The following is a 10544-nucleotide window of genomic DNA, read 5'->3' on the forward strand; positions in this document are numbered from 1 at the left end:
CAACCAGACACAACCGCCCGACCACCCCACCACACCGCTCACCCCCAAAAACACACCACTCACCACGAGACCCAAATCACACCAACACCCAAACATCACCGAAACCACAGGCCGCTAAATCATCCAAGCTCCCGGCACAACACCCGCCCCACAAACCAGATCGCCAAGGCGCAAGGCGGCTTCGACCGGTTGCTCCATGGCCGCGTTGGCGGCGGATGTCCTCGTGGAATTGTTGAACGGAACCACCTCTGCCACTCGTTGGCCAGGACTCCGTCGACGGCGGGGTGTCGCGGCCTCAAAGGAGCCCGCGCGATGCAGCCAGGGCAGTGTGGCCGCAGACCGTCGTGCAGTCTGCATGGTTCACCTGCCGCGCAACAGCGCCCTTGCCGCCAGGCAGGACTGGTCGCAGACCGGCATAGACCAGAAGCCGCTCTACACCGCGCCCAGCCAGGCGGCTGCGCTGGACCGGTTACGGAGTCCGCCGGCAAGCGGGAGAAGCTTGGCCAAGAGTGAAACCACCAGGTCACCCGCACCGGTCCCCCGGGCGCTGCCGCTTGCCACGATCTGTAGCTTGAACAACCTGTCGCTCTTCCTGGGAACTGAGGTCTTCACCGGCCCCGTCCCGGTCAGCACGGTCTCGAGCCGCCGGCCGTTTCGCGGGGGTACGTTGATGCGTTTGCGACGAGCTGCTGACTCAGCACCGTATCCACGTGCTGGATTGCTTTAGTTGGCTGATCCGTTCGTGTGGCCACAAGTGCCTGACAGACAGCAGTCATTCGGGGACCAGGCGTTGGGCGGGTCCCCTCCGGAATTGGGCATCAGTCGCGAGACCACCCGCCGATGCACCCAAATAGCGGGGGCTGAAGGGGGTTGGAGGCAGGCGCGCCCCAAGTGCAGGCAAGTCAGTGGCCAGTGCACGGGACCGTCCGCCCTAAACAGCGGAGGGGGCTGGTCCGGAAGCCGGAGTTGCCCTTTTGGCGGAGAAGCCCGAGGATCGAGAGGATTTCGGCTGATGGCGGGACGCATGCATCCCGGAACCCGTCATTCTTCCACGTTCCTGGCATTTCCCGCACATGCCTCGGTGGCGCGAAGGACGCGGACCATGTTGCCATGCGTCAGTGCGGCGAGGTCGGAGCTTGACCATCCTCGCCGGTCGAGCTCCGCGAGCAGTGCGGGGTAGCGGTCCACCGAGGCCATGTCGTCGGGCGGCGTCATACCGTCGAAGTCGCTGCCGATCCCGACATGATCGGTCCCGGCGACGTTACGGATGTGGTCTATGTGGTCGCTGATCTCCCGGATACCGCAGGGCGGCTTAGGGTTGTCCGCGAGCCATGCGGCTTCCAAGGCGGCGGCTTGCGGTCCGATCCAACCCGGCTCCGCGGATTTGCGTGCCGAGGACCACGCACCATAGTCCTTGGAGAGGAACTCTGGGAGAAAGACGACCATGACAATCCCTCCGCTCGTACTGACCGCCTTCAGCGTGGCATCGGTGACGTTGCGGGGGTGATCGCACAGCGCCCGGGCGCCGGAATGAGAAAAGAACAGCGGCGCGGTGGTGAGGCGTGTGACGTGTTCGACGGTTGTGTCGGCGCAATGCGAGAGGTCGACGAGCATGCCGAGTTCGTTCATGGTGGCGATCACCTGTTCGCCGAATGCGTTGAGGCCACCGACGCCCGGGCCATCTGTTGCGCTGTCCGCCCAGCCGGTGTTCTTGTTGTGCGTCAGCGTCATGTACCTGACCCCGCTGCGGTACAGGAAGCGCAGGACATCGATGGAGTCGAGGATCTGATGCCCGCCCTCCAGGCCCATCAGCGACGCGATGCGGCCCTCGGCGAAACAGCGTTCGATATCGTCGGCGGATCGGGCGAGAGTCGTGAGGTGGCTGTAGGACTCGCACAACCTGTGGACCGCCTCAATCTGGGAGAGCGTCAAGGCGACCATATCGGCCGGGTCGGCGGTGCTGGGCACCCAGACTGACCAGAACTGGGCCCCGACGCCGCCTCGGCGTAGGCGGACGAGGTCGGTATGCAGCTGTGGCTGCACGTGCGCAGGGTCGAGCCGGCCAAAGTCCAGGCCGGCCAGCTTGTGGTGCTTCCACAACATGTCGTTGTGGCCATCGATAATCAGGTGGTGTTCGGTGGTCATGCGTGGTCCTCCAAGGGGTTTCATCCGTGCACGGCGTCATGGGTTCGGCCAGATGCATTCGTTCCATGCGCCTACGATGACGAACGCGCCAAGCGACACGATCGGCCCTCGGACGGCGTGAGGATGCGGCTGATTAGGGTGGCTTCGTTCACGCCGCTTCCAGGATGCTCTGAAAGCGCGGAAAAGGTGCCTGAGCAGAAAGACCCCGCAGGCGTCTGCCACTTACGGAATCATCAGGCCAGCGTACGTGCTCAAACGGTCCGACCCGGGCAGCGACGGCGTTATTCAAGACTGGGAAGGATGAACGGGATGGCCAGCTGGGGCGAGGAAGATCGCGAACAGGACGTTGGCGCCCGGGAAGACGGCGTCAGGATGCCCTCGCGGTGGAAGGACTTCGCATCATTGGTGCATTCCCTGTAGCCAGGGACGCTACGCCTGCGTCCGTTGAAGTAGTCATGCCTCCCGTTCTATCCCGATTCCGGTTAGGGTTGCAATCACCGACTGCAATCCAGTCAAATTTGAGCCAATGAACAAGACTGCTCAACGAACAAGACCGCTCAACAGGTCCCTGCCGATATGTCGGCCCAAACTGTCAACTAAACCCGGATAGACCCCAACAAGAAGGAGTAGCAAATGACTTCACCCACGCTCGCCGAGGCCCGCGCTATTATTGCAGCGGCTGAAAAGCGCTCAGAGGAAATTGGCACTCCGATGAACATTGCCGTTGTAGACGGAGGCGGAAATTTAATATCCCACGCACGCATGGACGGTGCCTGGATCGGCGGCATTGATATTTCGATCAACAAGGCCTTTACCTCCCGCTCCTTTGACATCCAGACCAAGGACCTGGGCGACAACTCGCAGCCCGGCAACCAGTACTTCGGTATCCACGCCAGCAACCAGGGAAAGATTGTGATCTTCGCCGGCGGCATTCCGCTAACCCGCGACGGAAACGTCATCGGCGCAGTCGGCGTCAGCGGAGGCTCAGGCGAACAGGACCAGACGGTTGCAGAGGCCGGCGCAAGCGTCATCAGCTGATCCTCAAAGCCGAAAGGGCAGTGCCGCACGTTAGCCTAGCGTTCTCTACGGGGCAGAGATGGCACTAAACAGCCGGCGACGCTGCCCGGCGACACTGTGTTTGTGTTGCATTGGGCTCAGCACGCTGCCGTTCTTCGACTTGTCGGCGAACCAGGTCTGTCAAACATCGCCACGGTCGACTTCAACGTTTAGGTCACCCCGCTCCGGGGCGGCCACCACGCCAAAGCCGGGGACATCAAACGCTGGTGTCCCCGGCTTTTCAGGGCCCCCGTGAAACCACGACGGCGGCGCCTAGCAGTTGCGCAACGGTGACCATAGCAGGGTGAATAGGTCGTCCCTGGGGTCGTTCAGGAGAAAAATCAACGAGCAGTTGCTGCAAATCGGCAGGGCACCCGTTGCGACTATGAGCCAGTCCGTAGCCTGGGAATCGTCACCGGGCCCCCGATGCCCGCACATCGAGCAACTCGTGGGTTCAAAAGAAGACGTTAGCGTGAGCATATGGAGCACGTCTTGTGCGAGCCGGAGCCAAAGTGAACTTATCAAAGGCTGCATTTAGGAAATGTATGGCGGTCTCGCAGTACCCATCAAGCAGTTTGTGACAGTCGGGTGGCTTCTTTGCAGTTGATTTTTGCCGCGGAAGGAATTTTTCACCAGTCTTCGGTGAGCCGCAGGAACTGACGATTTCTGCCGGAAATGCGGGCTTGTTCTGCGGCTCCGCTATGTGCTCCAAAGTAAACAAGCTGTGGGCCATTCATCCGGCTGTGCGGGACGGGCCAGACGGCTACCTACCCAAATAGATAGTCAAGACCATCCCAAGTTAGCGTTCCCTCGACCCGACAATGACACAACGATGAATGCAGGCTTAACTCTGGAGGCTGCACCAGCGTTTGGCGCCGGTACGCCGGGCCCCTCATCGGGCGGGGACTCTTCGTGGCCACCGAGGCGATCTGGGGCAACGACGCCTAGCTGGCTGAGGAGCTGTGGCTGCGCCACGCCAACCTCGGGTGACCGCCAATCTCGGGTAACCCAAGCACCTTCCACACCAATTGCAGTTCCCTACCGAAGGAAACAACATCATGAAGCTCCAAGTTGCTATCGACCTCCTGACCACCGAAGCCGCACTCGAGCTGGCCGGCAAGGTTGCCGAATACGTTGACATCATCGAGCTCGGCACGCCGCTGATCAAGGCCGAGGGCCTCTCCGTCATCACCGCGGTCAAGGAAGCCCACCCGGACAAGATCGTTTTCGCTGACCTGAAGACGATGGATGCCGGTGAGCTTGAAGCCGACATCGCGTTCAAGGCCGGCGCTGACCTGGTCACCGTGCTCGGCGCCGCAGATGACTCCACCATCGCCGGTGCCGTCACGGCAGCCAAGGCCCACAACAAGGGCGTCGTCGTTGACCTGATCGGCATCGCGGACAAGGTCACCCGTGCCAAGGAAGTCCGCGCCCTGGGTGCGAAGTTCGTCGAGATGCACGCCGGCCTGGATGAGCAGGCCAAGCCCGGCTTCGACCTGAACGGTCTGATCCGCGCCGGAGTCGAAGCCCGCGTTCCGTTCTCCGTGGCCGGCGGTGTAAAGCCGAGCACCATCGACGCAGTCCAGCAGGCCGGCGCCGATGTCGCCGTCGTCGGCGGTGCCATCTACGGGGCAGCCGACCCCGCCCTGGTCGCCAGGGAACTCCGTGGCGCAATCATGTGGCGCCCGGCACCGTAGAGCGCCGGGAGCCACCACGCCCTAAAACAGGAGGCCCCCGTCAGGACCTGTCTGGCCAGGACAAAAGACGTCTCCACCGGGCAAAGGGCCGGCGGCGCCACCGCACCCGGCAACTGATCCACACCAAGCCGGCCCGATACGACCGCGCCAGCGTCACTACACATTCGAAAGTAGCAGGCGTTACATACTGGGATGATACAGGTATGGTTGTCCCATGAATTGGTTGCTCCTGATTGTTCGTTTACCTCCTGGGGAGTCGTCTCGGACGAGGGTTGCAGTATGGCGGGAACTGCGCAAGATCGGTGCCGCGCCGGTGTCCTCCGGCGTCTGGACAGTGCCTGAAACGCCGTATTTTTCATCGGCTGTTCAAAAAGTTGTGGAGTTGGCGGCCCGCGGTTCCGGAGAAGTTCTCGTGCTGCCCACACCCGGAACTGAAGACCACGCAGCAGATCCGCTTCGTACCGCCTTCCGCGCTCAGCGCCTGGACGAATGGCAGGAGTTTTCCCGTGACTGCAAGGGCTTCGACGAAGAAATCGCCAAGGAGACACGGAACGGAAAATTTACCCTCGCGGAACTGGAGGAGGAAGAGCAGAGCTTGGAGCGGTTGCGCCGTTGGTTCCGTGACCTGAAGAGCCGCGACGTTCTTGAACTCGACGAAGCCGATGCCGCTGACGAGCTTCTGCGCCATTGCGCTGTCCTCTTTGATGAGTACGCAGAGCGCGTCTATTCAGCGCTGCACACCCCAGCCGGTCCGCTTGTTCATCCAGGGAACGGAGAGTAGGACCGTGGAATTGTGGGAGACACTGCCGGCAATCTTAACCGGAGTGGCAACGGTATATGTCGTCCTGTTGGCCGGGCTGTGGGTGTATGCCCGCCGTAACCCGGAAACCGTGGGGATGAAGGACGCTTTGCGTCTGCTACCGGACCTGTTGCGGGTGATCCGGAGGCTCACGGCCGATAAGACTGTTTCGCTTGGCGTGCGGGTCAAACTGATATTGCTGTTGGCCTACCTGCTTTTGCCGCTTGACTTGGTTCCGGATTTCCTCCCCGTGATCGGCTGCGCTGACGACGTAATCATCGTTGCTCTTGTCCTGCGCTCCGTCATTCGTTCCGCAGGGCCTGAACCGCTGCGCCGGCACTGGCCCGGATCCCCGGTCGGCCTGCTTATCATCGAACGGCTCGCCGGGATCAGTCCTTCCGACGCCAAAGCCAGACCCCTAGATTCGTAAGTCCCGATCAGACACGACAGGCCACCGGGGCCGCCGGGCCGCCAGCACGAGAGGGTCACTGATAGAACCCAGCCGCGGCGTGGCGGGACTGTCCCTGGCCTGTTTCATTGTGGCCTTCGGCATTGTCAGCGCACTGATGGAGATGGTTTACGAGGGGCCAGAAGCGTAACCGCCCGTTCCTGATGGTGTAAACCTCCGCTGCAGTTGAGAGGCACCGGGTGCCTTCAAAAGTAGATCGCTGGGGCAATTGCTGCCCTGGCCAGCGACACCCCGTCCCGCGCGAACTCCTAAACCGCCCCAGCAAGCTCACTAAACCCGTGTTCGTCGATTAAGGCCGCCGTGTCCGCAATCTTGTCCCTGACGAGGACAGATTGCGGACGACGTCACGTGTGGCCTTTCCTGTTAGTCGAACACGATGGTCCGGTGCTGCTGGTGCCTTAGCCGATGGCGATTCGCGCCTCTCCATGGTGACGTTATTGTCAGTTGTCCAAGGCGCTGGCTTAGTGACCTGTCTGGGCGTTGGCGGTCAGGAGGCCGCTGTGGCGATAATCGGGACGACCGCAGCAACGGCCCCCGCCAGCGATCCGCCGACCAACGGGCCCACAACCGGGATCCAAGAGTAGCTCCAGTCACTGGAGCCCTTGCCCGCGATGGGCAACAAGGCGTGGGCGATTCGGGGACCGAGGTCACGTGCGGGGTTTATGGCGTAGCCAGTGGGGCCGCCAACGGACACGCCGATACCCACCACGAGAAGGGCCACGGACAGCGGGCCGAGTCCGGAAGGTGACCCGCCGAACGTCAGAATGACGAAGACGAGCACGAAGGCGCCGATGCTTTCGGTGACCAGGTTCCACGGGACGGAGCGAATGCCCGGGCCGGTGGAGAAAACGGCGAGCTTGTTGGCGGGCAGGGGTTCGGTGTCAAAATGCTGCTTATGGGCCAGCCACATGATCACGGCGCCCAGGAAAGCGCCCAGTAGCTCGCCACCGAAGTAAGTGAGTGTGGACGCCAGCTCGACCTTGACGCCGGGAGCATACTCCGCCTTGCCGTTGATGAGCAGGCCCAGGGTGACGGCGGGGTTGATGTGGGCACCGGACTTGGCAGCGACATAGACACCAGCGAAGACAGCAATGCCCCAACCCCAGGTGACCATAAGGAATCCGCCGTTGTTACCTTTGGTACCTTTGAGCGCGACGTTTGCCACCACGCCACAACCCAATAGGGTCAGCATCGCGGTGCCGCATACTTCGGATAGAAAAACAACTCCAAGAGACATGTTTAGCTCCTCTATTTTCTGGTTTCAGCCCCTCACGAGTTTGAGGGGCTGTTGGGCAGGAACCGCTGTTGCGTTGCCGGCCGGATGGTGCGCCGGCTCTCCCTGGGCGGTCCACGGTCTGTCTACGCCGCCCGAATGGACGCCTTCCGAGTGGCGTCCATATTCACGAAACGAAGGGCACGGTAGCACTGTTTTTGATGGTGCTGGCCACACTTTGGGATTGCGGTCGTTCCAGCCCCGGTAGCCCGCCCGGAGCAGCAAGCTCCAAGCTGAGCCGACCGCGTTAACCTGCCACGTCCGGTTGCGGGTCTGTGCCCGACTCACCTCATTGGATTCAGGCGTCAGAGAAGCCCAGGAGGACGCTCGTGGCAGAATCTATGGCCGCCGGGAAGGCGTCCGACGCCTGGTTCACGGACAGGAATGCGTGACTAGTTGTACTGCCGGGATGTTGATTGGATGAATGTGGTGACACGTGGGAGTCTCAGCGCGCATGACTGACAGGGCCCCGCTCCGGCACCGTGCGGCGAGCCGGACTTCGAAGCACATGGTTCGCTGGGTCATGCTGTCTGGAAGAAAATGCTGGGGCTCGTCGTCGTCATTGGCGCGGAGCTGGCCCGTCTCCACGGTTCACGCTGTCCCGGTCCGGTGCGTCGGAAAACAGCATGGTTAGCTCGAGTGGCCGGCTAACCCGCACCATTCGGCAGAAGGCAGTGTCACCGATCGAACCGGTCAAGATTCATGACCTTGTTCCACGCGGACACGAAGTCGCGTATGAACTTTTTTTCAGCGTACTGGCTCGCGTAAACCTCCGACAGCGCGCGCAACCCTGCATTGTTCGCAAAAACAAGGTCGGTGCGACTTGCGACCCACTTCACCTCGTCAGTGTGCCGGTCGCGGCCCTCGTAAGTCGCCTCCCCGGTGGCATCGTCGGGCTTCGGCGCCCACACGGTCTCCATGTCAAGCAGGTTGACGAAGAAGTCGTTGGTCAGGTGCCCCGGTGTCGGGGTGAGCACGCCCAGGGGGGATCGGCCGTGGTTGGCGCCGATCACGCGCAGGCCGCCGAGCAGCACTGTCATTTCGGGGGCACCCAGGGTCAGCTGACGTGAACGCTCGATGAGCAGAACTTCCGACGGCAGTCGGTTGCCCTTGCCGAGGTAGCTGCGGAATGCGTCCGCAGTCGGTTCCAGTACGGCGAACCAGTCGGGGTCGGTCCATTCCTGCGTTGCGTCCGTGCGTCCCGGCCGGAACGGGACCTCGATGTCATGACCTGCGCTGGCGGCAGCATGTTCAACCGCGGCGCACCCGCCAAGCACGATCAGGTCGGCAAGCGAGATTCTCTTGCCGTCACGCTGGGAATCGTGGAACTGCTCGCGGATGTGCTCAAGTGTTCCCAGCACCGTGTCCAGCGTTTCGGGCTCATTGACATCCCAGCTTCGCTGCGGTTCAAGTCGGATGCGGGCACCGTTGGCGCCACCACGCTTGTCGCTGTTGCGGAACGTGGCAGCCGAAGCCCACGCCGTGGAGACGAGTTGCGCCACCGTCAGGCCCGACTCGAGGAGTTGGCTCTTGAGCGCGGCGATCTCGTCAGCATCGACGAGCTCGTGATCGACTTCGGGCACCGGGTCCTGCCAGATCAGTGGTTCTGAGGGGACGAGTGAGCCCAGGTAGCGCTTGGTTGGACCCATATCAATGTGCGTGAGTTTGAACCAGGCCCGTGCGAAAGCATCCGCCATCTGGTCTGGGTTCTCCAGGAATCGCCGCGCGATCGCCGCGTATGCTGGATCATCCTTTAAGGCGAGGTCAGTTGTGAGGACCGTCGGGACATGGGTTTTGGACGGGTCATGGGCGTCCGGGACGGTGCCGGCACCGGCACCGTCGCTCGGGATCCATTGCCATTGCCCGGCGGGGCTGAGCGTCACGTCCCACTCGTAGGCGAAAAGTACCTCCAGGAAACTGTTGTCCCAGCTGGTCGGCGTGGGTGTCCAGATCCCTTCGAGCCCACTGGTGACCGTGTCGGCACCGTTGCCCGTTCCGTAGTTGCATGCCCAGCCCAGCCCTTGTAGCTCGAGCGGCGCGGCGTCGGGTTCGGGTCCGAGACAAGTTTTGGGGTCGGCCGCGCCGTGGGTCTTGCCGAACGTGTGCCCGCCCGCAGTCAGCGCGACGGTCTCTTCGTCGTCCAACCCCATGCGACGGAACGTCTGACGGATGTCGCGTGCGGCGGCTATCGGGTCGGGCATCGTGGCTGGACCCTGCGGATCGACGTAGATCAGTCCCATCTCGCTCGCCGCCAGGGGCTCGTGCAGTTCCCGGATGCCGCTGTGTCGCTGGTCGGCGAACCACGTGTCTTCTGGCCCCCAGTAGGTCTCGTCGGCCTCCCATACATCCTCCCGGCCACCGCCGAACCCGAACGTTCTGAAACCCATGGATTCCAGCGCACGGTTACCCGCGAAGATCATCAGATCAGCCCAGGAGATCTTGTGGCCGTACTTCTGCTTAACCGGCCATAGCAGTCGGCGCGCCTTGTCCAGGTTGCGGTTATCAGGCCAGCCGTTCAACGGGGCGAAGCGCTGCATTCCCGCGCTGGCACCTCCCCTACCGTCACCGATGCGGTAAGTGCCGGCGCTGTGCCAGGCCATTCGCAGCACAAGCGGTCCGTAATGTCCGAAGTCGGCGGGCCACCAGTCCTGCGAGGTAGTCAACACTTCGTCCACATCGCGTGCCAGGTCGCCGAGGTCCAGCGAGAGGAACTCCTTGGCGTAGTCAAAGTCCTCACCCAACGGATTGGCGGCGCGGTTAGGCCGTGCTAAGGAGCTCAGGTCGAGCCTCTGGGGCTGACCGGCATGTGGGTTTCCGCCTGCCGCGGGAACATTCCGCCGGTTGGACGACCGCCGCGCGGCCAGGGTCTGGTGGTACGTACGGTCGACGTGGGCGTCAGGACTCCCAGCCATGGCTACTCCTTCAGGCGAGCCTCGACGGACTCTATCTGTAACTGGATGTCCGGTGAGGTGTCAAACAGTATGCGCGTGAGCATCACCGGTTACATCCTTTCGCTGTGTGGCCGGTGGGGGGGGGGGGGGGCGGGTGGGGGCGGCCCCCCCCCCCCAAATTAAAATTTTTGTGTCCGATGGGGGGTAAAAGCGG

General features: G+C 62.4%; 8 protein-coding genes. 4 read left to right on the top strand and 4 right to left on the bottom strand.

Annotated elements, in window-relative coordinates; all coding sequences use genetic code 11:
- Positions 1-432: 432 nt before the first annotated feature.
- Complete coding sequence (locus tag ACFQ50_RS23710; RefSeq protein WP_377998057.1) at positions 433-579, bottom strand: hypothetical protein; 147 nt, start codon at positions 577-579, stop codon at positions 433-435.
- A 462-nt stretch (positions 580-1041) separates the two neighbouring features.
- Complete coding sequence (locus ACFQ50_RS23715) at positions 1042-2145, bottom strand: dipeptidase (RefSeq protein ID WP_377998058.1); 1104 nt, start codon at positions 2143-2145, stop codon at positions 1042-1044.
- Between the two features lie 633 nt (positions 2146-2778).
- Here ACFQ50_RS23715 and ACFQ50_RS23720 point away from each other — a divergent pair.
- The 4 genes from ACFQ50_RS23720 to ACFQ50_RS23735 all read left to right on the top strand — a co-directional run bounded on the left by ACFQ50_RS23720 (position 2779) and on the right by ACFQ50_RS23735 (position 6127).
- Positions 2779-3183: a heme-binding protein gene (locus ACFQ50_RS23720; RefSeq protein ID WP_377998060.1), complete on the top strand. Its 405-nt coding sequence runs from the start codon at positions 2779-2781 to the stop codon at positions 3181-3183.
- Positions 3184-4259: 1076 nt separating this feature from the next.
- Complete coding sequence (hxlA, locus tag ACFQ50_RS23725) at positions 4260-4898, top strand: 3-hexulose-6-phosphate synthase (RefSeq protein ID WP_377998061.1); 639 nt, start codon at positions 4260-4262, stop codon at positions 4896-4898.
- Between the two features lie 214 nt (positions 4899-5112).
- Positions 5113-5679 carry a Chromate resistance protein ChrB gene (locus tag ACFQ50_RS23730; RefSeq protein ID WP_377998062.1) on the top strand — a complete coding sequence of 189 codons (567 nt, stop codon included), beginning with the start codon at positions 5113-5115 and terminating at the stop codon, positions 5677-5679.
- Between the two features lie 4 nt (positions 5680-5683).
- Positions 5684-6127 carry a DUF1232 domain-containing protein gene (locus ACFQ50_RS23735; protein ID WP_377998063.1) on the top strand — a complete coding sequence of 148 codons (444 nt, stop codon included), beginning with the start codon at positions 5684-5686 and terminating at the stop codon, positions 6125-6127.
- A gap of 526 nt (positions 6128-6653) precedes the next feature.
- On the opposite strand, the gene ACFQ50_RS23740 is transcribed toward ACFQ50_RS23735, so the two are convergent.
- Positions 6654-7403: an MIP/aquaporin family protein gene (locus tag ACFQ50_RS23740; protein WP_377998064.1), complete on the bottom strand. Its 750-nt coding sequence runs from the start codon at positions 7401-7403 to the stop codon at positions 6654-6656.
- A gap of 713 nt (positions 7404-8116) precedes the next feature.
- The gene (gene katG, locus ACFQ50_RS23745) at positions 8117-10351 is read right to left on the bottom strand and encodes a catalase/peroxidase HPI (protein WP_377998065.1); all 2235 of its coding nucleotides are present in this window, start codon (positions 10349-10351) and stop codon (positions 8117-8119) included.
- Positions 10352-10544 lie beyond the last annotated feature (193 nt).

Source organism: Arthrobacter sp. NPDC056493, assembly GCF_042795115.1.
GTDB lineage: Bacteria > Actinomycetota > Actinomycetes > Actinomycetales > Micrococcaceae > Arthrobacter.